Origin of the sequence: Rhodoluna miladensis (SeqCode) (assembly GCF_965234705.1) — a bacterium.
GTDB classification, from domain to species: Bacteria; Actinomycetota; Actinomycetes; order Actinomycetales; family Microbacteriaceae; genus Rhodoluna; species Rhodoluna miladensis.
Map to the genome: position 1 here is coordinate 1 of NZ_OZ248465.1, position 24,257 is coordinate 24,257.

The following is a 24,257-nucleotide window of genomic DNA, read 5'->3' on the forward strand; positions in this document are numbered from 1 at the left end:
ATGAACGAGCTCGATGAGATCACCCAGCAGTGGGGTGCGGTCGTCGATCGTCTTGCCGAAAAGGGAACCCTAAGCCCCCAGCTAATGGGCTTTTTGACCCTGGTCGAGCCCAAAGGTGTCCTGGCGGACACCCTCTATCTTGAGGTCCCAAACGACCTAACTAGAGGCATGCTCGAGCAGCGAGTACGCGGCGACATCCTCGAAGTTTTGCAAGAAAACGCCCTAATGGGGGGTCCCACCAACTTTGCCGTTGTGGTCAACCCCGATATCGAGGCCGATGCATCGATCACAGAGACCCCCGAAAACGTCTATCCGATCGGATCCGCCCCCTCCTTGCAGGGTGAGGAATACCCTCGGAAAACCGGTGCCGTTGGGGTCTTGTTTGATACCCGATTGAACCCAAAATACAACTTCGATAATTTCGTGACCGGAGGGTCTAACCGATTTGCCCACGCGGCCGCTTTTGCTGTTTCCGAAACTCCAGCTAAGGCCTATAACCCACTGTTTATTTATGGTGGTTCGGGGCTTGGCAAGACCCACCTTTTGCACGCCATCGGTCACTACGCTCTGAATCTTTATCCAAAGATTAAGGTTCGCTACGTTTCCTCGGAAGAATTCACCAATGACTTTATTAATGCCATTCAGAACAACCGAACTTCTTTTTTCCAGGCCGAGTATCGGGATATCGACGTTCTTCTAATTGACGACATCCAGTTCCTGCAGGGTAAAGACCAGACCCAAGAGGCCTTCTTTCACACCTTTAACACCCTCCACGATCACAACAAGCAGGTGGTCATTACCTCCGATTTGCCCCCTAAGGAACTAACCGGCTTCGAGGAGCGCATGCTCTCCCGTTTTGAGTGGGGTCTGATCACAGACATCCAGGCTCCAGAGCTTGAGACCCGAATCGCTATTTTGAGGAAAAAGGCTGAGAACGAAAAGATAAAGGTCCCGGACGAAATCCTGGAGTATATGGCTGCCCGTGTGGCCTCCAACATCCGCGAGCTCGAGGGAACCCTGATTCGAGTCACAGCCTTTGCCGCCCTAAACCGCACCCCGGTGGACATGAGCTTGGTGACCGCGGTTTTGAAGGATATCGTTCCGCTGGGCGATGAGACCATCATCGTTCCGAACGACATAATCGGGGAGGTTTCCAAGTACTACTCGATCAGCGCCGATGACCTATTTGGGTCCTCTCGCCAGCAGGCTGTGGCCCAGGCCAGGCAGATCGCAATGTATCTGATCCGGGAGCAGACCAACCTGTCCCTTCCTAAGATCGGGCAGCTTTTTGGCAACCGGGACCACACCACGGTTATGTATGCCAACAAGAAGGTCACCGATTTGATGAAAGAGCGCAGAAGCCTCTATAACCAGGTCACCGAGATCCTGAACAGGGTCAAACAAAAGTCCCGTGGATAAGTTGTGGATAACTGCTGTTTTCTGTGGAACCACAGCTAGCAACTAGTCCACAGGCCCATTTCCACTCACAACACCCAGGGTTATACACAAAGTTATACACAGCTGTGTAAACAACTTTCACGATTGTAGTTTCAGAGTGTTTGTTGGCAAGCTGCCGGTTATCAACAGTTTCCACAGCGGTTACTGTTGTTATTACTTGATTAGTTTTCTAAGGGGCTATAACTCTTTAGGGAAAACCTTTATGTAAAAACAGATCTGAAGTTATGCCAAGATTGAAATCCAAACAGACAGGTAAAAAGTGAAGTTTCAAGTAAATAAAGACGTTCTAAATGAAGCGGTCTCATTTGCTGTGAGATTACTTCCTCAAAGAACCACATTGCCTATTCTCAGCGGAATCTTGATCGAAGCTGACGCCAACGCTTTGAGACTTTCGGTTTTTGACTACGACACCTCTGCCCAGGTTGAAATTGCAGCAAAAGTAGAAGAATCCGGTCGAGTACTTGTTTCGGGTCGCCTAATGGCAGAAATCGTAAGCAAGCTTCCAAACGCAGCAGTTGATTTTTCAACAGACGGTTCGAAGGTTCAAGTGAATTGCGGATCAGCGAAATTTTCCCTGCTGACAATGCCAATTGATGAATACCCGTCGCTTCCAGAAATTCCAGCCACCACCGGATCTGTTTCCGGTGAAGATTTCTCAGCCGCCATTTCACAAATCGCCGTCGCTGCATCTCGCGAAGACGTCACACCAGTTTTAACAACAGTGCTTCTAGAAACCACCAAAGACAGCATTTCCCTTGTTGCAACAGACCGCTACCGCGTTGCCGTTCGAGACATCGCCTGGAAATCAAACGCCGGCGAAGCCAGCGCACTTATCCCAGCAAAGACACTTCAAGAAATTGCAAAGACATTCGCCAACCAAGGCGAGATTGCAATCTCAATTAATCCTTCCGATGAAAAAGACTTGATTGCGTTCAAAGCGAATAACCGCTCCGTTACTTCCCGCCTAATCAAAGGAAACTTTCCGGCGGTCAAAACACTCTTTCCAGAAAAGATTGAAAACTTCGCAGTTCTAAACACCCAAGATCTTCTTGATTCAACTAAGCGCGTGTCTCTAGTTCTTGAGCGCGAAAGCCCGATCAAATTCACCTTTACTTCCGCCTCACTAAATCTTGAGGCAGCAGGTGGCGAAACCGCGCAAGCATCCGAATCAATTGATGTTCAGCTAACCGGCGGGGAAGTGGTTGTTTCCCTCAAGCCACAGTTCCTGATCGATGGATTAGCGGGGGTAAAGACCGAGTACGTGAAGATTGGCTTTACCAACAGCGACAACCCAAACCGCCCATCACCGGTTTTGATCACTAACCACTCGACAAAAGAAAAAGAATCTAGCGATAGCTACATGTATCTTCTGCAGCCAAATCTTCTTGGCCGCTAAATTCGCCGCCGAGACAAAAGAAACCCCCGCGAGATAGCGACAGCGCTGTGTATGTGAAAAGGGTCCGCCTAACTAACTTTCGAAACTATAAAACCGCAGACCTTGAGCTTTATCCAGGCATCAACCTGCTGCACGGCTCGAACGGCCAAGGAAAAACCAACTTGGTCGAAGCAATCAACTTTTTTGGAAGCCTAAGCTCTCACCGACTGGCAGGCCTTACCCCCCTAATCAAACAAGGCGAAGAAACCGCCATCATTTCGCTTGAGCTAGCGCACGACGAGCGCGAACTCCTTCTGGAATTTGAGCTAAATTCCGATTCATCCAACCGGGCCCGACTAAACAAGTCACCAGTTGCCAAAACTAAAGACATTCTGGGTTATCTGAATTCCGTGATTTTCGCCCCTGAAGACCTAGATATCGTCAAACGCGACCCGACCAATCGCAGGGCCTTTATAGATCAGTTAATCATCCAGTTCACACCTCGAATGCTAGGTGTTTATTCCGACTACGAGCGAGTTCTAAAGCAGCGCAATACTTTGCTCAAATCAGCCAGGGCAACAGGAACCAAGGGCAGCGCCCTTTCCACCCTTTCCGCTTGGGATGAATCCCTTGTTTCACTGGGCTCAGAAATAATTGCGGCTCGCGTGAGCATTGCCCAAAAGCTTGAGCCTGGGCTAATTGCTAACTACAAAGCAATTGCCAAAAGCAACAACGAGCCGAAGATGTTTATCAAATCTTCAATTAAAGGGGCCGTTGTTGAAGCCGAAGACTCAGATAGCACCGAGCACCTAGAAACTACCGACCGCGAACAAATAGCCGAGCTGTTCCGCGAAACTCTCGAGAAAACAAGACCCAAAGAACTTGAGCGAGGGATAACGCTGGTTGGGCCGCACCGCGATGATTTGGTCCTGATTCTTGGAAGTTTGCCGGCAAAAGGCTACGCATCGCATGGCGAGAGCTGGTCTTACGCGCTGGCGCTTCGCCTTGCATCGCTTGAGATTCTAAAGGCCGAATCGAGGCTCGGCGATCCGATTTTGATTCTCGATGATGTCTTTGCCGAGCTCGATTCAGATAGAAGAGCCAAGCTCGCCGAGCTTGTCCTGGGCAACGAGCAGGTAATCATCACCGCTGCAGTAATTGAAGATGTGCCGGAGGCGCTGAGCGCGAAAAGGTTTAGTGTTGTTGCGGGTGAGATAACAAATGGCTGATGAGAAAAACTTTGCTGTTGATTTTTACTACGCCATGAAACAAGCGGTCACCGGCCGCGTTTCTAAAGACCAGAAGCGAATCACCGAAAAGAAGAAAAATCGCTCAAAACCCTTTGATGCCGGGCGCGATCCAATTTCGGCATCAAACTCAATTGATTCTTTGATGCAAGATTTTCGCTGGCAGTCGCAAATGGAAGAAGCCGAGCTTTTTGTTAGATGGACAGAAATCGTGGGTGACTTAAACGCCAAAAATACCCAGCCCGAAAATCTCGCAAATGGCAAACTTACGATCCGATGCAAATCAACCGCTTGGGCCACAGAATTGCGTTTAATGCAAAACCAGATTTTGGACAAAATTGGGAGCTCTTTTCCAGAGCTTGAAATTAAGACCATTTCGTTTCTGGGACCCGACGCGCCGTCTTGGAAAAAAGGCCCTAGGTCTGTGCCGGGTCGAGGACCCAGAGACACTTACGGGTAACTGCACAGCCTGAAACTTTAAGTGCTTCGCGTGGGGTAAAATAAAACCAGTTAGCAAACCCCAATGTAAGTCGACTAGTCGCTGTTATGTGGAACTAACTAGGCGAAATACAAGGAGCACAAATAGAACATGCCGGCTAAAAAAGATTCACCGAAATCAAAGCCTTCTTCAGTAAAGGCAGTTGCTAAACCAACTACAAAGCCCGCCACCAAAACTTCCAAACCCGCTCCCGCCGCAGCTAAAACCCCTGCAAAAAAAGAAACTTCATCAACACCAAAAAACAAATCCGGTTATGACGCCGGCAGCATTCAAGTTCTTGAAGGACTCGAAGCTGTTCGCAAACGCCCGGGTATGTATATCGGATCAACTGGTCCAAGAGGCCTTCACCACCTGGTTTATGAAATCGTCGACAACTCTGTCGACGAAGCTCTTGCTGGTCACTGCGACGACATCAACGTTTACATCACCCCCAAGGGTTGGATCAAAGTAACCGACAATGGCCGCGGAATTCCAGTGGATATGCACCCGGTTGAGAAAAAACCTGCGGTTGAAGTTGTTCTAACTGTTCTTCACGCCGGAGGAAAATTCGGCGGCGGTGGCTACGCAGTTTCCGGTGGTTTGCATGGTGTTGGTGCTTCTGTTGTGAACGCGCTCTCTACCGATTTGAAGGTAGAGGTGGCAAGAGAAGGCTTCTTGTGGACCCAGGAATACAAGATCGGTGTTCCCCAAAAGCCACTAGCTAAGGGAAAGAAAGTTGATCACACTGGAACCACAATCGAGTTCAAACCAGATGGTTCGATCTTTGAAACAGTCGAGTTTGACTACGAAACTCTTCGTGCACGCTTCCAGCAGATGGCCTTTTTGAACAAGGGTCTTGGAATCACAATTACCGACGAGCGAAACGGCAAGACCGAAACCTATAAGTACACTCGCGGACTAGTTGACTACGTTGAATTTCTAAACGCATCTAAGAAAATTGAGCTAGTTCACAACGAGATCATTTCCCTTGAGGCAGAAACGTCCAAGAAGGACATGTCCATCGAGGTTGCGATGCAGTGGACCAACGCCTATACCGAGTCTGTCCACACCTACGCCAACACCATCAACACCCACGAGGGTGGAACCCACGAAGAGGGCTTTAGAACAGCCATTACCTCGCTACTAAACAAGTACGCCAGGGCCAATAACTTGCTGAAAGAAAAGGACGAAAACCTCTCCGGTGACGATGTCCGCGAGGGCCTAACCGCCGTTGTCTCAATCAAGCTTTCCGAGCCTCAGTTTGAAGGCCAAACCAAAACCAAGCTTGGAAACACCGAAGCCAAGACCTTCACCCAGAAAATCGTGAATGACAAACTAGGTGACTGGCTAGAGCGCAACCCGCCAGCGGCTAAGGAAATTGTAAGAAAGGCCATTCAGGCAGCAGCTGCCAGAATGGCTGCTCGAAAAGCCCGCGAAGCAACCAGAAGAAAAGGTCTTTTGGAATCTGGCGGAATGCCAGGAAAGCTTCGCGACTGCTCTTCCCGCGACCCAGCACTTTCCGAAATCTATATCGTTGAGGGTGACTCGGCCGGTGGTTCAGCAGTTAGCGGTCGCGATCCTGAGCACCAGGCAATCTTGCCGCTGCGCGGAAAGATTCTGAACGTTGAAAAGGCAAGACTTGATAGAGCCCTTGCCAACACTGAAGTTCAGGCGCTTATCGCAGCTTTTGGAACCGGTATCGGCGAAGAGTTTGATGTTTCGAAGATTAGGTATCACAAGTGCATCTTGATGGCCGATGCTGATGTTGATGGCCAGCACATCCGCACCCTGCTACTAACCCTTCTATTTAGGTACATGAGACCTCTTATTGAGCACGGCTACGTTTACCTAGCTCAGCCACCGCTTTACCGAATCAAGTGGACTAACGCTGAGCACGAGTACGTTTACTCAGACGCGGAGCGAGACATAAAGCTCAAAGAAGGCGCGAAGGCCGGAAGAAAGATCCCTAAGGAAAACTCCATCCAGCGCTACAAGGGTCTTGGAGAAATGGACTACGACGAGCTTTGGTCAACCACCATGGACCCAGCCCGAAGAACCCTGCTTCAGGTAACTCTTGATGATGCAGCGCTCGCCGATGAGGTTTTCTCAACCCTGATGGGTGAAGACGTTGAGGCAAGAAGATCATTTATCCAAAAGAACGCAAAGGATGTTCGCTTCCTAGATATCTAGGAGCGAGAAATTACTTATGGCAGATAAGACACCTACACCAGAGCCACGGATGGACCACGTAGAGCAGGTCGACCTACAGGTCGAAATGCAGCGCAGCTATTTGGATTACGCAATGAGCGTTATCGTCGGCCGCGCACTTCCTGATGTAAGGGATGGATTAAAGCCAGTTCACCGCAGGGTTTTGTATGCGATGTATGACGGCGGCTACCGCCCAGACAAACAGTTCTCAAAGTGTTCTCGTGTAGTTGGCGATGTCATGGGTCAGTACCACCCGCACGGTGACACTGCAATCTATGACACTTTGGTAAGACTCGTTCAGTCTTGGAACCTTCGCTACCCGTTAGTGCTTGGCCAAGGAAACTTTGGTTCACCCGGAAATGATCCAGCTGCTGCACCTCGCTATACCGAATGCAAGATGGCACCACTTGCAATGGAAATGGTTCGCGACATCGACGAGGACACCGTCGATTTCCAAGACAACTACGACGGCAGAACTCAAGAACCGACAATTCTTCCATCAAGAATTCCAAATCTTCTAATCAACGGATCAATCGGTATCGCAGTTGGAATGGCAACAAACATTCCACCGCACAACCTTCGTGAAGTTGCTGACGGTGCGATCTGGGCACTAGAGAATCCAGAAGCAACCCAAGAAGAATTGCTTGCTGCTTTGATGCAGCGCATCAAGGGACCGGATTTTCCAACCGGTGCTGAAATTATTGGCAAGCGCGGCATCGAAGATGCCTACCGAACTGGCCGCGGTTCAATCACGATGCGAGCAATCGTAAGTGTTGAAGAACTGCAGGGAAGAACTTGCCTTGTTGTCACCGAGCTTCCTTACCAGGTAAATCCTGACAACTTGGCTCAGAAGATAGCAGAGCTTGTCAAAGAAGGCAAGCTAACTGGAATTGCTGACATCAGAGATGAAACTTCTGGTCGCACCGGGCAGCGTCTAGTTGTTGTTCTGAAGAAAGACGCCGTCGCAAGAGTTGTTCTAAACAACTTGTATAAGTACACCCAGCTGCGTGAGAACTTCAGCGCGAACATGCTGGCACTTGTTGATGGCGTTCCAAGAACACTTTCTCTGGATGGCTTTATTTCCAACTGGGTTGAGCACCAGGTAAATGTTATTGTTCGCCGAACAAACTTCAGACTCAAAAAAGCCGAAGAGCGCGCCCACATTCTTCGCGGATATCTAAAGGCCCTCGATGCCCTAGATAAGGTAATTGCCCTTATCCGCAAGAGCGCAACAGCGGATGACGCCAAAGACGGCCTGATGACAATGCTCAAGATTGACGAGCTGCAAGCTCGTGCCATCTTGAACATGCAGCTAAGACAGCTTGCTGCCCTTGAGCGCCAGAAGATCATTGATGAGGCAGCAGCACTTGAACTTGAGATCAAGGAATACAAGTCGATCATTGCCTCCCCTAAGAAGCAGCGCGAGATCATCAAGTCGGAACTAGAAGAAGTTGTGTCTCGCCACGGCGACGAGCGCAGAACTGCTCTACAGGTCGGCGGCGATGATGATGTCTCAACCGAGGATCTAATTCCCGAAGAAGAGATGGTTATCACCGTCACCCGCGGTGGTTACATCAAGCGAACCAAGAGCACCAATTACCGCAGCCAGCACCGCGGTGGTAAGGGAGTCAAAGGCGCATCGCTTCGAGCAGACGATGTTGTCTCTCACTTCTTTGTGACCACAACTCACCACTGGTTGTTGTTCTTTACCAATAAGGGTCGCGTCTATCGCGCGAAGGCCTATGAGGTTCAAGAAGCAGGAAGAGACGCCAAGGGCCAGCACGTGGCCAACCTGCTTTCGATGCAATCGGACGAAAAGATTGCATCGGTGTTGGACATCAAGGATTACAGCAAGGCGCCATACCTGGTGCTTGCAACCAAGAGCGGTCTTGTGAAGAAGACAGCACTCGAGGCTTACGACACTCCACGCTCCGGCGGAATCATTGCCATCAAGCTAAAGGGCGATGACGAAGTGGTAGCTGCAATGCTGGTTTCAAATTCCGACGATCTACTGCTGGTGTCTCGTAAGGGAATGTCGATTAGGTTCTCGGCGTCAGAGAAATCACTTCGCGCTATGGGTCGTGACACATCCGGAAACATCGGTATGAATTTCCGCAAGGGAGACTTCCTTCTTTCTGCAACCGTGATCAACGACATCGCTGATTCTTACGTCTTTATAGCCACCGAAGGTGGCTATGCCAAGCGAACTGCCGTGGATCAATACCGACCTCAAAATAGGGGTGGTTTGGGCATAAAGGTGGCCAAACTCGAAGAAAAACGCGGTGATTTGGTGGGAGCTATTATCTGTAGCGAATCTGACGAAGTGCTAGTTGTGCTTGCTAGCGGTAAAGTTGTCAGGTCAGCCGTCAGTGAGGTTCCAGCCAAGGGCCGGGACACCATGGGTGTGGTTTTTGCCAGATTCGATGAAGCTGACTCAGTTATTGGACTAGCGAAGAACTCAGAGCGCAACTTGGAAGGAGCAACGGAAGAATGAGCGATGCCCCGGCAAGAAAATCTAGGTTTGGATACCGTCCGGCCCCTGCGCAGAAGCAGGTTGCACTAAAGCTAGTCAAGATCGAAGTTTGGTCCGCCATTAAGGCAGGTTTCTTCGTGACCGTCGCAGCCGGAATTGCAACCGTTGTTGGCTTTTTTGCCCTCTGGTTTGTAGTTGGTCAAATTGGTCTTTTCGCTTCTTTGAACTCTCTGCTTTCTGGAGTGTTTGGAGATGGCGGAGTTGATATCGAGCAAGAGCTATCTCTGCCTCGAGTTATGTCTTTCGCTACAACACTGGCGATTGTGAATGTGATTCTCGGAACGGCCCTAACTGGGTTGTACGCGATGATCTTCAACGTGATCGGCAAGATCACAGGCGGCATCGCAATTCGTTTCACAAACAACTAAATAGTCAAGATTCACCTGGGCCCAAGCGGGGTTTGAGCATCCAATTCGGATGCATTAGACTCAATGAAGCTCTAGGGGCCTATAGCTCAGGTGGTTAGAGCGCTTCACTGATAATGAAGAGGTCGGAGGTTCAAGTCCTCCTAGGCCCACCAGGAAGCCTCGAAACATCTGAGGATTCCTAAACGGGGACTTAGCTCAGTTGGTAGAGCACCTGCTTTGCAAGCAGGGGGTCAGGGGTTCGACCCCCCTAGTCTCCACAGAGAAAATCTCCCTCCATTTGATGGGGGGAGGTTTCTTCTTTAAGCTCACATCAAAGAGCGATGTCTAATTGCTTGGCAATCTTCTTGCAACGATTCTGAATCGACTTAGCACCGGTCTTATTGGCTTTTCTAATCCTCGGGATGAAATCCTGAAGCAGATCAGCATCAGTTTCGGCAAAATCCGCCGCTGCTTGAAAGCCGTAATACCCAACAATCTTGCTCTTGTCGGTTTCGGCCCAATTCATGATTACTTCGTAGGCCCTTTTTCTCTGGGCTTTAGTTAGATCCAAATGAACTAATAGCTGGGGGATATGCCAGCGGACTTCCTGTTGCGTATAGAGCTCAAGATTTTTCAATAGGTCCTTAGCAAAAGGCTTCACCGATTCTGGCTTCTGCTCAGCTACCCGCATAGCAACGTAACTTGCCCTCATGGCAACAACCGGATCCTCGTCGAGGAATAGTTTGTAAACTTCAGTCAAACCAGCAGGAGCTTTGAGCAACTTAGCGATTACTTGATCCGCATCTCCCACTGAAGTTCTGGTTCCACCAGAAAGAACGTCTTTTAGTTTCGGCATGATTCCCCCTTTGAATCAAAGTTCTTGGTAAGCGGGTGCGAAACCCGCCGAAACAATATTCTCATCAAAGCCTTAGATTAGAAACATGTGCGGCCGCTTTGCTATGGAAGAAATGCTCAACGACATGGTCGCGGAGTTTGGCCTAAAAGGTCTTCCAAATAGAGAACTGCCACTGGATTGGAACATCAAGCCCACACAGGACATCTACGTCATCAAGAACGAAACTCTAGAGATTTCATCCTGGGGACTAATTGCTCCGTGGAGTAAGACGAATGCCGAAGCCCTGAAAAGCCAATCAATTGCAATCAACGCTAGATCAGAAACAGTTCACGAGAAGCCAACGTTTAGAAACGCTTTTAGAAAATCTAGGTGCTTAGTTCCAGCAAGTGGTTATTTCGAATGGGCCACCGAACTAGGCCGCTACAAACCAAGACAACCAATCTATGTTTCTCGTGATGACGACAAGATGTTGGCATTTGCAGGTATTCAGGACCAGTGGGTTTCTCCAGAGGGAGAAATTCGAAGCAGTGTTGCAATTCTCACTAGGGAAGCAGTTGGCGAATTAGCGAAAGCCCATCACCGCATGCCGATGTTTCTACCCCGCGACCGTTGGGAAGCCTGGATGGATCCAGCGTTGCAGGATGTAGACAAAGTGCGTTCGCTGTTTGATAACTTCCAGCCCGATGCCCACTTGAGGTTTTGGACTGTATCGGACGCGGTCAACTCAATAAAGAACAGTGGCCCGGGATTGATTGAACCCGTGGATGTAATGCCTGAGACATTGTTTTAGTTCCAAACGACTAGCATTTGGACATGCGCAACCGCTGGATACTGATTGGATACCTTGTTCTGTTTTTCGGCGTGGTGTCTATCTACGACAGTTTTAAGGACAACACCCTTCTGGTTATCTTTGCCGCCGCTATCATTTTGATTGCCGGATTGATCGCCTGGGTCTGGTCGGTTCAACCCAAGAAGGAAGACTAATGGCCGAAAAAGTAAAGGGACCAGCAAGCTACTTTCCATCTATCGAGGAAAAGTATGGCAAGCCGATGGATTACTGGTTCAAGCAGCTAAACAAAGTCAAAACCAAAACCCACATGGAACAAGTTGCTTTTCTAAAGACCGAACACGCAATGGGTCACGGGCATGCCAACGCGATTGTGGCCTACGTTAAGGCCAAAGCAGCAAAGTAAAAAGCCTCAAGACCTAGCGTTCCTGCGACGTTGATGACCGACTCACATTCTTCTTCTTTATTAGACTTGGGAATAACCCAAGAAAGAGATAACCGATGACCGAGCAACCCCCACAAGAACCAAAGAAGAAATCCAAAGGCCTACCCACCTGGGTTTGGTTTGTTGGGACCTTTGCAATCGTGAGCTTGCTCGGCAACGTGGTTTTCGGTGGCAACAACTGGATAACAACCGGCATGAACTTCATCAACAGCACAGTTGCGTCTCTACAGGCTGAGAAAGACACTTCGAAAGATCCGTTTTGTCTGACTGGTTCTATTTCTGCGATTGACCAAGAGAACGCTCTCGCTGTTTTTAACGAAGCCGAGGCACTAATTGACTCAACTATCGGTGCAATCGGATATGCATCTTTTACCGAAGACGAAGCTGAGAAAACTAAAACAATCAGCAGTATTCAAGAATCTGCACCGACTTACCTAGCACTTGCCGAGAGAGTTCTTACCGCAAAAACCTGCGACGATGCCACATTTAGCTTCTTAATGGAAGATTTTGGAAACACTTTGGTAGACATGGGTGAGAACTTCGACCAGTGGAGCTTGCAGGCGTTTTCGGAGAAGCCTGAATTACTGGTCTCAGTCCCAACTCTTATTGAAACTGCAGATATAAAGGTTCAGGCGCTAATCAAATTCGTGGAGTCGCTGGAGTAGTTTTTTGCTCAATCATTTGCTTGTAAAGGGCAATTGTTTTCTTGCTGATTTCACTCTGATACAGCCACTTGTTATCTGCCAGGGTTTCGCGTCTTGTTGCACCCTCTGAAATTTCCTTGTTGGCTTTCTTGATTGTTTTTGCCAGACCCTTGATGGTTCCGGTGTCGTCTAGCCAGTTGCTTCCCTTAGGCATTTCTGCCGAAATCTTGGAATCACAAAGTATTGTCGGCGTGCCGGTCGCGGCTGCCTCATAAACAGTGAGCCCCTGGGTTTCAAAGCCAATGCTGGTTTGCATCACAACATCTGCGTCAGCAAAGACCTGAAGAATTTCACGGTGTGGAAGCTTGCCGTGGAACTTCACTCGCTTCGACAATCTCCTGGCTCTAGCCAAGTTCTTGGCCGCCCGCTCCAGCGGACCAAAACCATAAACATCTAAAGTTGCCTTGCCCTTGGCCCTGGCGAATGCTTCTAGGGTTTGAAGAAGCCTCTTCTCGGGCTGCATGCGTCCTGCCCAAACGAAGTGAACTGGCTTTTGCGGTATCGGGGTGTTGCGCTTGAGATTGGTTAGAAGTTCATCATCGACTCCGTTGATTACTACTTCAACCTCTTTAGCAACACCTTTATCTTTCAGCAGCTTGGCGTAGTGCGATGAAGGGGCCAGAACCTTGTCCATGTTTCGGTGAACAAAGGCCATGTACTCAAAGGCTGTAAAGACCTTTGGGTAGTTGGCTATTTTCAAAAAGTGTGCGTGCTGCCAGGTGAAGAATCTCAGCAGAACAATCTTCAGTGGCTTGCCAATTAGCTTGTTAGCCATCACATCGACGTTGGTATGAGAGGTGTAGACAATAGGTAAGTTTCTCGACTTAGCAAGTTCGATCGCCAGGCTGGCTGCAGCAAAATCTCCCTGTAGGTGAACCAGATCAAAATGTTGTGCCTCGTACTGGCTCTGGCAAAACTTCGACGCTTTGCGAAGTGACCAAACCACCGAATACTCCCGACCGATGGTCGGATAGCTCGAAGGTATGACTTTGATATCTGGGTCCTGGACCATTCGCTTGGACTTAGGGGCGAAAATTGTGACCTGAACCCCATTGCGGTTCAGGTACTTCTTTTGAAGCATGACCGAGGTTTGGACCCCGCCTAGGGAATGCGGATGCTGATCCATGAATAGTGCGATATGCAAAAAGGGCCTTTTTCTTGTTGGCGGCGAGTCGATAGCTAAACAAATCTACTCCTGATGCGACTTAGAATCAGGTTATGACAATCAAAGACTTAGAACTGACAATGCTCAATGGCGACAAGGCTAGCTTCGGCGATTTCACTGACAAGGTTGTTTTGGTCGTCAATGTTGCATCCCGCTGCGGGCTTTCTCCGCAGTATGAAGCGCTCGAGGCCATGCACAAAAAGTATGCCGCCCGCGGCTTCACAGTTCTGGGCATGCCATCAAACCAGTTCCTTCAGGAACTGAGCAAATCAGAAAAGATTGCCGAGTATTGCTCAACTACTTGGGGAGTGACTTTCCCAATGACTGAAAAGGTAAAGGTCAACGGAAAAAACGCACACGACCTTTACAAAGAACTAACCAAGACCAAGGACGGCGTTGGACTTGCCGGCCCTGTTGCTTGGAACTTTGAAAAGTTTTTAGTTTTACCAAACGGAACTATTCACCGCTTCCGACCAACCGTAAAACCAGACTCACCAGATATCATCGCGATAATCGAAGCAAATCTTCCTCGCTAAGCTATCCGAATGAGCGAAGCAAAGATTCTTGTTGAGCAACAGAATTATCTGCTTCATGGGCGGCTAAGTTAATGCAAAACACTTACTTTGTTGACGGCGTTCGCACTCCCTTCGGGAAAGCCGGAGAAAAGGGTGTTTACTGGAACACTCGAGCAGATGACCTGATGGTCAAGGCAATCACCGGGCTACTAGATCGCCATCCGAATCTTCCCAAGAACGCAATTGACGATGTTGCTATCGCCGCCACCGTTCAAACCGGTGACCAGGGTCTAACCATCGGAAGGACCTCGGCTTTACTTGCTGGTCTTCCGAAATCGGTTCCCGGCTTTGCAATTGATCGGATGTGTGCAGGAGCCATGACCGCTGTGACACTTACCGGATCTGCGATTGGCGTTGGTTCGTACGACGTCGTTCTTGCCGGAGGTGTGGAGCACATGGGGCATCACCCAATGAGTGAATGGGCAGATCCAAACCCCAGACTCCTAGCTGAAAAACTGCTTGCCCAAGACGCTTTGAATATGGGCTGCACCGCTGAGAACATTCACGACCGCTTCCCCTCGCTAACCAAGGAGCGCGCAGATGCCTTCGCCGTTAGAAGCCAGCAGCGCGCTGCCGCTGCCTATGACAGCGGCTACATTCAGCAGGATCTAGTGCCGGTTTCTATAACCACACCAGAAGGTGTACGAGTAGTTGATCGCGATGAACTCCTAAGACCTGATTCAACCGTTGAGGGATTAATAGATCTAAAGACTCCCTTTCGAGCTAATGGCAGAGTTACTGCAGGAAACGCTTCCCCTTTGACAGATGGCGCAACCATTTCTCTACTTGCCGGCAATCAAGCAGTGAAACAGCATGGACTAAACCCAAGAATGCGGATGGTTGGCTTTGCCTTTGCTGGAGTTGAGCCAGAGATCATGGGCACTGGCCCAATCCCCGCGACGGAGAAAGCCTTGAAAAAAGCGGGACTTACCATTTCTGATATTGGAATCTTCGAAATCAACGAAGCATTTGCCGTCCAAGTCCTTTCATTCCTAGAGCACTTCAACATCGCAGATGACGATGCTCGGGTTAACCCCTGGGGTGGAGCAATTGCATTTGGTCACCCGCTTGCTTCTTCAGGTGTTCGCCTGATGAATCAACTATCCCGCCAGTTCGAAATGCGACCTGATGTGCAGTATGGAATTACCACTATGTGTATTGGTTTGGGCATGGGCGGAACTGTTATCTGGGAAAACGAGTTCTTTGATGGCAAAAAGAAGTAAAGCTATGAGTATCTATAGCCACAGGCGACTTTAGGCTAAGGAAAACCTGGTTCGGTAGCTCTGAATAGTTGGCCGCATCCCAATGCCACAAACCCCCACCAATTTGTCGTTCCTGAAGTACTCAAAGACGCATTCACCAGATAGCTCACCTGCAACCAACTCACTTCGGTCGGCCAGGTACGTCATGCCGAAGGCAAGGATGTTCATCTCGTATTGGTCAGACCAAAAAGAAGGCAGCGGAGCAAACGGCTCCGCTAGCAGATCCGAAACTGATTCACCGTTCAGGTGCTTGCCAAGAACTTGTCCTGCTCTTTTTCCAGTTTCTGTTGGCAGGTTCCAGTGCTCCACGCGACGAGGGATCTGATCAAACAGCGGGTTGACGTAGCGGGCAACATCGCCAACGGCAAAAATGTTTTCAACCACCGTGCCATCAGAAGAAAGCGCACGTAGTCCACCATCAACTAAAACACCATTAGAAATATCTATTCCGCTGCCTTCAAGCCATTCGGTATTGGGCAAAGAACCAATGGCAACTACAACCAGATCTGCATCATAGATAACACCCGAGTCAAGGATGACTCTTTCGACGTGGCCATCTCCAATCAAGCCGAACACCGAGGCACCTTTGACAAACTCAACGCCTTTTAGCTCGTGGCGACGCTTAACTTCTTTACCTAGAGTTTTCCCAAGAGCTTCTTGCATCGGTTCATGAGTTCTTGAAACGACTCTGACCTGGCAACCGGCTTTGATGGCGGTGGCGGCAACCTCACACCCGATAAATCCTGCGCCAAGAATCAATACCTTCACCCCGGGAAGGAGTTGCTTTCGAAGTGCGACAGCATCATCAAAAGTTCTCAAGACATGAACACCCGTGATGCCATTGGCATCAACTGGAAGTGGTTTTGGTCGAAGGCCAGTTGCAATAACTAGCGCGTTGTATGAATGACTGGTACCGGATAGGTCGGTGACTTTTTGTGCGTTCGTATCTAACGATGTAGCGGCTTGTCCCAGCACCCATTCGATGTCAGCCACCGATTCTTTGATGGGAAAGTAAATCTCGTCAATCTCACCGGTTCCGCTGAGTAAGTCTTTTGAAAGCGGAGGTCTGTTGTATGGAAGGTATGGCTCATTGCCGATTACTTTGATGGGGCCTGAGTACCCGGCTTTGCGAAGACCTTCAGCGGAACGAAGGCCAGCTAGTGAGCCACCAACAATTACAACCGGAGCAGACAAAATCGTAAACTACTGGGCGATGCGAATAGCCTGCATCGGGCAAATATCAACTGCTGCCTCGACGTTGTCCAATTCGCTGTCGTCAACTTCGGCCACGTACTCCAACTTGTCCTCGGCATTCAACTTGAACACTGTTGGAGCTTCGAATACGCACTGTCCGTAGTGCTGACACTTGGTCATGTCGACTTCGACTTTGATCATTTACTTTTCCTCGATTCGTGACGGATAAAGGTCTTTAGATGGAGTTCTTATGCCGCGGAATTCCCAGTCGCCACCCATAGCGGTTGAAATCACTTCTTCGCTCTCGGTTGGCTGGGCTCCCACATCAGATCGGATTGGAGCAGGACCGTGAACAATTTTGTTGCTTAGGCGTCCAAGCCCCTCAACTTCAACTTCAACAACATCTCCTGGCTGCACCGGCCTTGAGTTTGCTGGTGTGCCGGAGAAGATCATATCCCCAGGAACTAGCGTGATGGTGCGCGCTAGGTCTGCAACAAGGTAGTTCATATCCCATTCCATGTTTTTGGTGTTGTCGTCTTGTTTTAGCTCACCGTTGACATATGTGCGAATGTACTTGTTGCGAAAGTCCCAGTCGGTCACCATTCCAGGTCCAACCGGAGCCAAGGTGTCAGCACCTTTTACTCGAAGCATAGAACCGGCATCGGTGTCTCTGAAATCGTGCAGACCGTAATCGTTACCGACTGAGTATCCAGCAATGTATTTACCTGCTTCATCAGGTGAAATGTTCTTGCAGGTTTTGCCGATGATGATCACGATCTCACCCTCGTAGTTCAACCACTTGCAACGGTCCGGTCGAACGACGTGTCCGTGGTGTGAATTCAAAGCTGTGATTGGTTTGTGAAAGTAAGTTGGCGCAGATGGCAACTTGGTCATGAATTCATCGGTGCGGGACTGGTAGTTCAAGTGAACAGCCAAGATTTTGGTTGGCTCACTTGGAGCAAGGTGAATGGCATCGTCTATGGCAACTTTTCTGCCATCAGCAGCTACTAATTCATTGCCAACTCGAAGCACCTGAACCGGTGCCCCTTCTAGCAGAATCCGACGATACTCAATCACGCGAAAGAACCAAGTCCTTTGGTCTTGGGAAGCCAGCTGCAGGCTCAGGGAAGTAAACGTGAACCTGTCCTGTACCAATGGAGTTTTCATAGTCGGAGTACATAACGCCCTTGGCGGTGTTGTCTCCCTCACCGGTTGCACCGGCCATGGTCAACCAGTGGCTGAAGTTAGCCTCTGGCTTGAACTGCTTGAACTCATCCATGGTGTCCAGGATTCGGGCGTGATCGCCCTGCTTCATCCACTCAATGCGCTCTAGATCTGCAAGGCGCGCACCTTCTGAATATATGTGACTTGGGTCAGAAGACTCGTGCTTACGAAGGTCGCGAAGCTTGTAGAAAGTGTGTGACAGGGCACCGGAAGCTAGCAGTAGAACCTTGCGATCGGTGTCGCGAATTGCTTCGCCAAGGGCACGACCGGCACGCAAGAAATCCTCTGCTGTTGCAGTTTGGCAAACAGAAATAGAAACCCACTTCTTATCCAAGCCGCGACCCAGGTAGTGCCAAAGGTTCACAGTGGCATAGAAGATTGGAAGATGCGGATCGCTAATTGGAGTTATCCAGGTTCCGTTTTTCTCATCGTATTTCGCAGCTGCCATGGCAAGTTCTGGGTCACCCTTGAATGCGTAGGGAACCTGAGACATGCCTCGAGGAAGCTCTTCGGAAGTGAATAGTCCAGAGCGTTCTGCTTGAGCGGTAATCACAAATTCGACTGTGGTGGCCCAGTGGCTGTCAAGAACAACTACTGTGTCGTAGTCCAGAGTCTCCATGACTTCCTTGCGGAATCTTTTTAGTCCTGGAACTAGCGAAATCTCCTTGCCCTCGTTTAGGTCATAGCGAACCTTTTCGGGCAGCATGATTGTTGGCACGTGGGCCAAAATTGCGGCTCCAACTACTTTTCCCATTTCTATTCCTTCCATCCATTTGGTGAAATAACTGTGTTCTTTACATCTGCGTAGAAATCAAAAGACCAATTGCCACCCTCGCGCCCGATTCCAGATTTCTTGGAACCACCGAAGGGAGCCTTCAGGTCACGAACAAAGAAGCAGTTGATCCATATTGTTCCAGCAACTACCTCTGAAGCAATCCGCTTGGCATGTTCACGATTACCCGAAACAATCACTGCCGCCAAACCAAACTCGGTGCCGTTGGCCATTTCGAGCAACTCTTGATCGGTTGAGAAGGTCTGCATGGTTAGTACCGGGCCAAAGATTTCGGAGGTGACAATTTCGGAACCGACCGGAGGGTTGACAATCAGTGTTGGTCTAAAGAACAGACCCCCCAGCTCACTGTTGGGCTCACCGCCCATAACCACCTTGATGCCGTCTTTCTTTGCGCGATCTACGAATCCTTTGATGCGCTCGAAGTGAACAGGATGGATTTGCGGCCCAATGTCGGTTTCAGGATCTCTTGGATCGCCCTGCTTGAGCTTCGCGGCTCTTTCTTGGAACTTTTTGGAAAACTCATCGGCAACCGATTCGTGCACCAACAAACGAGTTCCAGAAAGGCATACCTGACCTGCGTTGTCGTATTGCTCAACTGCTAGTTCGGCGGCCAAATCTAAGTCGGCATCTTCCAAAACAATCGTCGGAGACTTACCACCCAGCTCAAAAGAAACCGGGGTTAGGTTATCGGCCGCGGCGTGAGCTATCTTCTTTGCCGTAGGAACCGAACCCGTGAATGAAATTCTTGAAATATCCGGGTGGGAAACTAGTGCGTTTCCTACTTCAGCACCGAAACCTTGCACAACGTTGAATACTCCCGCTGGAATTCCAGCCTTCACTGTTAGGTCAGCAAAGAAGGAGGCTGAAAGCGGAGTCCACTCAGCAGGTTTTAAAATCACAGTGTCTCCGGCGGCAAGAGCTGGACCAATCTTCCAGGTTGCAAGCATCAGCGGTGCATTCCAGGGAGTGACCAAAACTGCAACTCCGGAAGGATCCCAGGAGATGTTGTTGGTGTGACCGCGAGTTTCCCAGCTTTCGTGGTGAAGATCGTTGATTGCCCAATCGGCAAAGAAGCGAAGATTTAGCGCCACTCGGGGCATGACGCCTCGAATATGAGACCTGAGCAATGATCCGTTATCCAGCGTTTCGAGATTTGCTAGCTGCTCTAGATTTTCTTCGACTAGTGCTGCTAGTCGATGAAGTAATTCACCGCGGCCCTTGGGTCCCAGCTTGGACCACTCGGGGAAAGCTTTGCGAGCTGCCGCAACGGCTAGATCAGCTTCGCGCTGACCTCCTTTTGAAATCTTTGCGAGCAGGGCGCCATCAATTGGAGAAAAATTGTCGAAGGTTTCAGATGAGGAAACGCGTTGGCCACCGATGAAGTGACGGGTGTCTACGGTAAGGCCCGCTAGTGCAACGGTGTCAGTCACAATTGCCCCTTCGCAATTCGTTCGGATACTAACAATACAATAAGGCACCCGCGGCCCTTGGGCCAACAGGAAGTTTTGACGATCGAAAAAGAACCTAGTCCTGGGCCTCGGTAAAGGCGGTTATCTTCCTCAGGGCAACAGTCAGCTCGCGCTTTTCGGCCTTGCTGAACCCGCTCAAGACCTGTTGTTCGTGGGTGTTGAAATCAGGGAACAGCTTCTTCATAAGGGCCCTGCCCTTGGGGGTCAGGGTCACGATCACCAGGCGCTTGTCCCCGGTGCCAGGATCCCGTTTCAGGTAACCCTTACCCTCGAGGGTTTGAAGTACGCCGGTGAGGGTTGCCTTAGAAAAGCCCCCCTCTTCCGCGATAACCCTGGTCTCGATAGGCTCCCAGATCCAAGACACCCAGAGCACCACAAATCCAGTCCAGGAAAGCTCGTGGGGTCCAAGGACAGTTCGTTCAAGATAGTTTCTCGTGGCATTGGCGGCGCGGAAGATATTGCTGATCGCAGCCATGGAGTCAAAATCCAGGGTCATGCCAGAGAGCTTGTTTTCAACCTGTCGCTCGGTCTCACTGAGGGTATGAGCTCCAGACATCAGCTTCTCCGATTCGTTTGTAAGGCACCTAACAATGACAATAGCCGAGCCTCAGGAACTATTCCCCCCTGACTTTCAAGATATTTGTCCTAAAGGCCCAGTGGAATGTGTAGATTATTAGCGTCCAAACAATCTCCAAAAAAGAGAGAGCTCAACGATGAGTTATAACTTTGCAGACTTAGACCTGTTCGAAAAGGGCGCCCCTTGGCAAGCATTCGCCGAAGTAAGAGCCACTGGCAAACCACACTTTTCTGAAGAAGCAGCACCCAACCATGGCTTTTGGTCGATCATGGGATACAGCGACATTGTTAAAGTCCTTCGAGACTCAGAGACTTTTACCTCAGAACGCTTCACAAATCTTGAAGAAGTTGATGCCGAGCAAGAGCAAGCTCGTAGATCACTTCTTGAAACAGACGGACTGCGTCACCGAGCACTCAGGCGAATGCTTCAAGGAGAATTCACCCCGCAGGCGGTTAGCAAATACGAAACTTTCCTAAGAGGTTTAACCGCCACCACACTAGACAACGCGTTTGCCAAAGGCGAATTTGATTTCGTTGAAGACGTCAGCGCAGATTTTCCAATTCGAGTTCTAGCTCGAATTCTGGATGTTCCCGACGAAGACACCGGTCAACTAATCGACTGGGGTAACCGAATGATTGGTAACACCGATCCTGAACATGCCGATGTTTTGATGGAAGATCCAGAATCAGAAAAGTATCGCCTGGTTCCATTTAGATCCCCTGCAGCACTTGAAGTATTTGAGTATGGTCAGGCACTAGCAGCTCAGCGTCGAGGCAAGGGAAAAAAGGACCTAGTCTCAGTTTTGGCAGATGGCGTCCCATCGGATGGAATTCCACTATCAGAGCGAGACTTCAACACAAACTTCCTTTTGTTAGTCGTTGCTGGAAACGAAACTACCCGCCACACCATCTCTCACACCATGAACAATTTGATTAACAACCCAGACCAGTTAGCTCTTCTACAAGAAGACCCTTCACTTATCCCCTGGGCGGTGGAGGAGTTTTTGAGATTTGCATCACCGGTTTATCACTTCAGAAGGACAACCACCAAAGATGTCGAAATCAATGGCGTGAAAATCAAGGAAGGCCAGAAGGTCTTGCCTTGGTTTGCTTCGGGAAACAGAGACCCAGAAATGTTCAAAGATCCAAACAAAATGGATGTAACCAGAAATCCAAACGAACACATGACATTTGGCCGCGGAGGGCCACACATGTGCCTGGGAAACGCCCTAGCTCGAATTGAGATGCGAGTGATGTTTGAGGATTTGATTTCTCGAATCGACCGCGTGGAGCGAACCGGAAGCATCGATTACCTAAGGTCAAACTTTGTGCACGGCATAAAAAGAATGCCGGTTAAAGTTCACCTCAGATAAGTTTGGCAACTTTCGATAGATAGTTGTCAACCAATTGAAACGTTCTTTGCTTGGCGGCTTCTTCTTCAGCGACCGTCTGTCTCATCATGACAATCGGATCTTGACCGTCTTGTTGGACTTTTTTGTCCCCGCCCCAGTCAAGCCAACCTTTTAGTCCAGCCGAATCAAGTTCGGGGTGGAATTGAACACCGAGGGATTTATTGATAACAAACGCTTGTGAGGAAACGGGATTGCGTGCGATTTCTTTGACGCCACCAGGTAATACCCATTGGTCGTAGTGAAATTGGAACCACGGGCCATTTGAAACTAGTTCTGGTTCTTCCGACCAAATGTAAGTCCAACCAATTTCGGCCTTAGGCGATCTAGTTACCGATCCACCAAGAGCTCTGGCAATTAGCTGACCACCGAAGCAAATGCCAAGCACGGGTTTTCCAGAATCGACGGCATTTTTGATCCATGCCAATTCCGGCTGAAGCCAGTTCCCGATGCAGTCATCATCCCAGGCGCCCCAAGGTGCCCCTAGGGGAATGATTAGGTCGTAGTTATCTATGTTTGGAAATTCGAATGCCACATTGGGAGATTCAAAGTTTTCTTCGGGTACCACTAGCTGGGTCTCAATTTCAAAGCCATGATGGGCCAGTCTTTGACCAACTGGGCCCACGGGGCTGACGTGATCATGCTGAATAAATAGCGCTTTCACAATCACACTCCCCAGGAATTAGGCCTAGAAAAAAGGTTCCGAGTCGATGCCGGATGGCTTTAGTATATCTCATTAGATACCAAACGATTCAACACCGCATTCATTGCCACAAAGGAGTAGCAAATGGGTAGCTCACTAGAGTCTCTTCAGAAAGAACTCAAGTCCAAGAACATTGACGTGCTTAGAGTCATTTACTTGGATATTCTCGGCGTCATCAGAGCAAAAGACATGCTGGTATCCCAGCTAGGTCGCATCAATCACGGCGGCCCAGGCTTTTGTCAGGGCGTGTGGGTGACCACAACAGGCGGTGACGTTCTAGATGGCAACAATCTCGTCACTGACGGACTTGAAGATTTCGTATCTCAAGTGGTGCCCGAGTCATGGCGCCCACTTCCCTGGGAACCTGGAGTGGCATACGCCGTTGCAGGAGCAAACAACCCAGACGGAAGCAAGAACCTACTCTCACCGCGAAACGTTTTGGAATCTGTTGTTGCAAAGTACCAGGCACTGGGACTTCACCCAATTGTTGGACCAGAGCTCGAGTTTTACATCGCAGAACAGGACGAGAACGGAAAGTACCGCAGGGCTATCGAACACAAGGGACAGGTTTACACTTCTGGATCTGTAGTTGACCCTAAGGGTACTTTCCTAAATCTTCTTCGTATGGTTGACCAAATGGACATCGGCGTATTTGCCGGTAACCATGAATTCAGCCCATCCCAGTACGAGATTAACTTTTGGCATGGTCCAGCAGTAGATGCCGCTGATCGAACACTTCTTTTCAAAACTGCAGTGAAAGAAGTTGTTGCGAGGGCCGGTCAGCACGCAACCTTCTGCGGTAAGCCATGGAGCGATGAGGGTGGAAGCGGATTCCACCTTCACTTCTCGGTAGAAGATGGTAAGGGCAAGAACCTAATGCACGATGGCGGCACTGGACTTAGCGAAGTTGGTCTCCAGATAATCGCTGGTATCACCAAGCACGCTGCTGCACTGACAGCCATCTGTAACCCAACAATCAACGCCTTCAAGAGACTCGGCCCTGACACGCTCGCGCCTTACCGCGCGAACTGGGGATTCGATAACCGTTCAGCAATGGTTCGCATCCCGCCAGAGCACGGAGCCGGAACCAGGCTCGAAGTTCGAGTTGCTGATGGAGCTGCAAACCCATATCTGATGATTGCTGCAATTTTGGCTGCTGGTTTGGATGGGATCCAAAGCAAGCTAAAGGCACCAGAGCCAGTTGTTGGACTGTCTTATGAAAACGAATCGGCCCCGGTACTTCCGATGAGCTTGGAAGCTGCGCTGGATGAACTCGAAGCTGACACCGTACTTCGTGATTTGCTAGCTGGGCCTATTGTTGATGTCTTCCAAATCTTGAAGCGCGATGAAGTAAAGCGCTACAAAGAAGCTGTTTCTGATCCGAACACTCGAGACACTACCGACTGGGAAGTCAAGGAGTACATGTCAGATTTCTAAAGTCAAAAGACT

At 49.6% G+C, this 24,257-nt stretch carries 24 protein-coding genes and 2 tRNA genes; 17 read left to right on the plus strand and 9 right to left on the minus strand.

The window, feature by feature from the left end; genetic code table 11:
• From dnaA to AC8GDC_RS00045, 9 genes are all read left to right on the plus strand, one after another.
• The gene (gene dnaA, locus AC8GDC_RS00005; RefSeq protein ID WP_506557836.1) at positions 1 to 1,419 is read left to right on the plus strand and encodes a chromosomal replication initiator protein DnaA; all 1,419 of its coding nucleotides are present in this window, start codon (positions 1 to 3) and stop codon (positions 1,417 to 1,419) included.
• 298 nt (positions 1,420 to 1,717) lie between these two features.
• The gene (dnaN, locus tag AC8GDC_RS00010) at positions 1,718 to 2,854 is read left to right on the plus strand and encodes a DNA polymerase III subunit beta (protein WP_506557837.1); all 1,137 of its coding nucleotides are present in this window, start codon (positions 1,718 to 1,720) and stop codon (positions 2,852 to 2,854) included.
• Between the two features lie 47 nt (positions 2,855 to 2,901).
• Complete coding sequence (recF, locus tag AC8GDC_RS00015; protein WP_506557838.1) at positions 2,902 to 4,062, plus strand: DNA replication/repair protein RecF; 1,161 nt, start codon at positions 2,902 to 2,904, stop codon at positions 4,060 to 4,062.
• Positions 4,055 to 4,540 (plus strand): DciA family protein, encoded by a 486-nt coding sequence (locus tag AC8GDC_RS00020; RefSeq protein WP_506557839.1) that lies wholly within the window; start codon positions 4,055 to 4,057, stop codon positions 4,538 to 4,540. Before recF ends, AC8GDC_RS00020 begins: the two co-directional genes overlap by 8 nt.
• 129 nt (positions 4,541 to 4,669) lie before the next feature.
• Complete coding sequence (gyrB, locus tag AC8GDC_RS00025) at positions 4,670 to 6,748, plus strand: DNA topoisomerase (ATP-hydrolyzing) subunit B (protein WP_506557840.1); 2,079 nt, start codon at positions 4,670 to 4,672, stop codon at positions 6,746 to 6,748.
• A 16-nt stretch (positions 6,749 to 6,764) separates the two neighbouring features.
• Positions 6,765 to 9,260, plus strand: a complete 2,496-nt coding sequence (gene gyrA, locus AC8GDC_RS00030; RefSeq protein ID WP_506557841.1) for a DNA gyrase subunit A — start codon at positions 6,765 to 6,767, stop codon at positions 9,258 to 9,260.
• Positions 9,257 to 9,667 (plus strand): DUF3566 domain-containing protein, encoded by a 411-nt coding sequence (locus tag AC8GDC_RS00035; RefSeq protein ID WP_506557842.1) that lies wholly within the window; start codon positions 9,257 to 9,259, stop codon positions 9,665 to 9,667. Before gyrA ends, AC8GDC_RS00035 begins: the two co-directional genes overlap by 4 nt.
• Before the next feature lie 75 nt (positions 9,668 to 9,742).
• A tRNA-Ile gene (locus tag AC8GDC_RS00040) sits at positions 9,743 to 9,819 on the plus strand.
• Between the two features lie 32 nt (positions 9,820 to 9,851).
• Positions 9,852 to 9,924, plus strand: a tRNA-Ala gene (locus tag AC8GDC_RS00045).
• 53 nt (positions 9,925 to 9,977) lie between these two features.
• Here the strand turns inward: AC8GDC_RS00045 and AC8GDC_RS00050 are convergent.
• Complete coding sequence (locus tag AC8GDC_RS00050) at positions 9,978 to 10,502, minus strand: hypothetical protein (protein ID WP_506557843.1); 525 nt, start codon at positions 10,500 to 10,502, stop codon at positions 9,978 to 9,980.
• A gap of 85 nt (positions 10,503 to 10,587) precedes the next feature.
• Here AC8GDC_RS00050 and AC8GDC_RS00055 point away from each other — a divergent pair, with 85 nt between their 5' ends.
• From AC8GDC_RS00055 to AC8GDC_RS00070, 4 genes are all read left to right on the plus strand, one after another.
• Positions 10,588 to 11,292 carry an SOS response-associated peptidase gene (locus AC8GDC_RS00055; protein ID WP_506557844.1) on the plus strand — a complete coding sequence of 235 codons (705 nt, stop codon included), beginning with the start codon at positions 10,588 to 10,590 and terminating at the stop codon, positions 11,290 to 11,292.
• Positions 11,293 to 11,315: 23 nt separating this feature from the next.
• The gene (locus AC8GDC_RS00060) at positions 11,316 to 11,486 is read left to right on the plus strand and encodes a hypothetical protein (RefSeq protein WP_506557845.1); all 171 of its coding nucleotides are present in this window, start codon (positions 11,316 to 11,318) and stop codon (positions 11,484 to 11,486) included.
• A complete protein-coding gene (locus AC8GDC_RS00065) occupies positions 11,486 to 11,695 on the plus strand; it encodes a DUF4287 domain-containing protein (protein ID WP_506557846.1) in 210 nt (69 codons plus the stop codon). Before AC8GDC_RS00060 ends, AC8GDC_RS00065 begins: the two co-directional genes overlap by 1 nt.
• Before the next feature lie 95 nt (positions 11,696 to 11,790).
• Complete coding sequence (locus AC8GDC_RS00070) at positions 11,791 to 12,399, plus strand: hypothetical protein (protein ID WP_506557847.1); 609 nt, start codon at positions 11,791 to 11,793, stop codon at positions 12,397 to 12,399.
• Here AC8GDC_RS00070 and AC8GDC_RS00075 read toward each other — a convergent pair.
• Complete coding sequence (locus AC8GDC_RS00075) at positions 12,374 to 13,582, minus strand: glycosyltransferase (protein ID WP_506557848.1); 1,209 nt, start codon at positions 13,580 to 13,582, stop codon at positions 12,374 to 12,376. The two genes, AC8GDC_RS00070 and AC8GDC_RS00075, sit on opposite strands and share 26 nt — an antisense overlap.
• Positions 13,583 to 13,656: 74 nt before the next feature.
• Between AC8GDC_RS00075 and AC8GDC_RS00080 the strand changes: the two genes are divergently transcribed.
• Both AC8GDC_RS00080 and AC8GDC_RS00085 read left to right on the plus strand, forming a co-directional pair.
• Positions 13,657 to 14,139 carry a glutathione peroxidase gene (locus AC8GDC_RS00080; RefSeq protein ID WP_506557849.1) on the plus strand — a complete coding sequence of 161 codons (483 nt, stop codon included), beginning with the start codon at positions 13,657 to 13,659 and terminating at the stop codon, positions 14,137 to 14,139.
• A gap of 71 nt (positions 14,140 to 14,210) precedes the next feature.
• Positions 14,211 to 15,401 (plus strand): thiolase family protein, encoded by a 1,191-nt coding sequence (locus tag AC8GDC_RS00085; RefSeq protein ID WP_506557850.1) that lies wholly within the window; start codon positions 14,211 to 14,213, stop codon positions 15,399 to 15,401.
• 30 nt (positions 15,402 to 15,431) lie between these two features.
• Here AC8GDC_RS00085 and AC8GDC_RS00090 read toward each other — a convergent pair whose 3' ends face one another.
• The 6 genes from AC8GDC_RS00090 to AC8GDC_RS00115 form a co-directional block, all read right to left on the minus strand.
• Positions 15,432 to 16,634 (minus strand): NAD(P)/FAD-dependent oxidoreductase, encoded by a 1,203-nt coding sequence (locus tag AC8GDC_RS00090; protein WP_506557851.1) that lies wholly within the window; start codon positions 16,632 to 16,634, stop codon positions 15,432 to 15,434.
• A 9-nt stretch (positions 16,635 to 16,643) separates the two neighbouring features.
• The gene (locus tag AC8GDC_RS00095; protein WP_506557852.1) at positions 16,644 to 16,835 is read right to left on the minus strand and encodes a ferredoxin; all 192 of its coding nucleotides are present in this window, start codon (positions 16,833 to 16,835) and stop codon (positions 16,644 to 16,646) included.
• The gene (locus AC8GDC_RS00100) at positions 16,836 to 17,711 is read right to left on the minus strand and encodes a fumarylacetoacetate hydrolase family protein (protein ID WP_506557853.1); all 876 of its coding nucleotides are present in this window, start codon (positions 17,709 to 17,711) and stop codon (positions 16,836 to 16,838) included.
• On the minus strand, positions 17,704 to 18,612 hold the full coding sequence (locus AC8GDC_RS00105; protein ID WP_506557854.1) for a DODA-type extradiol aromatic ring-opening family dioxygenase: 909 nt from the start codon (positions 18,610 to 18,612) through the stop codon (positions 17,704 to 17,706). Before AC8GDC_RS00105 ends, AC8GDC_RS00100 begins: the two co-directional genes overlap by 8 nt.
• 2 nt (positions 18,613 to 18,614) lie before the next feature.
• Positions 18,615 to 20,081, minus strand: coding sequence for an aldehyde dehydrogenase (locus AC8GDC_RS00110; protein ID WP_506557855.1), 1,467 nt, complete (start codon positions 20,079 to 20,081; stop codon positions 18,615 to 18,617).
• Positions 20,082 to 20,175: 94 nt separating this feature from the next.
• Positions 20,176 to 20,676: a MarR family winged helix-turn-helix transcriptional regulator gene (locus AC8GDC_RS00115; RefSeq protein WP_506557856.1), complete on the minus strand. Its 501-nt coding sequence runs from the start codon at positions 20,674 to 20,676 to the stop codon at positions 20,176 to 20,178.
• A 157-nt stretch (positions 20,677 to 20,833) separates the two neighbouring features.
• On the opposite strand from AC8GDC_RS00115, the gene AC8GDC_RS00120 reads away from it, so the two are divergent.
• On the plus strand, positions 20,834 to 22,069 hold the full coding sequence (locus AC8GDC_RS00120) for a cytochrome P450 (RefSeq protein ID WP_506557857.1): 1,236 nt from the start codon (positions 20,834 to 20,836) through the stop codon (positions 22,067 to 22,069).
• Here the strand turns inward: AC8GDC_RS00120 and AC8GDC_RS00125 are convergent.
• Entirely contained in the window at positions 22,062 to 22,769 is a 708-nt protein-coding gene (locus tag AC8GDC_RS00125; RefSeq protein WP_506557858.1) for a type 1 glutamine amidotransferase, read from the minus strand. The genes AC8GDC_RS00120 and AC8GDC_RS00125 overlap by 8 nt on opposite strands.
• Positions 22,770 to 22,892: 123 nt before the next feature.
• Between AC8GDC_RS00125 and AC8GDC_RS00130 the strand changes: the two genes are divergently transcribed.
• On the plus strand, positions 22,893 to 24,245 hold the full coding sequence (locus AC8GDC_RS00130; protein WP_506557859.1) for a glutamine synthetase family protein: 1,353 nt from the start codon (positions 22,893 to 22,895) through the stop codon (positions 24,243 to 24,245).
• Positions 24,246 to 24,257: the final 12 nt, after the last annotated feature.